Annotated in this window: 3 tRNA genes; all 3 read left to right on the forward strand. The window is 53.1% G+C overall.

Annotation, left to right across the window (positions count from 1 at the left end):
• The first annotated feature begins 36 nt into the window (after window positions 1-36).
• The 3 genes from HMPREF2607_RS09320 to HMPREF2607_RS09330 all read left to right on the forward strand — a co-directional run bounded on the left by HMPREF2607_RS09320 (window position 37) and on the right by HMPREF2607_RS09330 (window position 288).
• A tRNA-Gly gene (locus tag HMPREF2607_RS09320) sits at window positions 37-108 on the forward strand.
• 6 nt (window positions 109-114) lie between these two features.
• Window positions 115-200 (forward strand) — tRNA-Leu (locus tag HMPREF2607_RS09325).
• Window positions 201-214: 14 nt separating this feature from the next.
• A tRNA-Arg gene (locus HMPREF2607_RS09330) sits at window positions 215-288 on the forward strand.
• The last annotated feature ends 4 nt before the right edge of the window (window positions 289-292 follow it).

Genomic DNA, 292 nt, shown 5'->3' on the forward strand with positions numbered 1-292 from the left:
GGGTCGCGTGTTCAAGTCATGTAGCCGGCATAAAATGCGAACGTAGTTCAGTGGTAGAACACCACCTTGCCAAGGTGGGGGTCGCGGGTTCGAATCCCGTCGTTCGCTTGAGGAGCCGGGGTGGCGGAACTGGCAGACGCACAGGACTTAAAATCCTGCGAAAGGAAACTTTCGTACCGGTTCGATCCCGGTCCTCGGCATAATATAATAATGAGCACCCTTAGCTCAACTGGATAGAGTACCTGACTACGAATCAGGCGGTTAGAGGTTCGACTCCTCTAGGGTGCATTTT

This window comes from Streptococcus sp. HMSC078H03 (assembly GCF_001808655.1).
GTDB lineage: Bacteria > Bacillota > Bacilli > Lactobacillales > Streptococcaceae > Streptococcus > Streptococcus salivarius_G.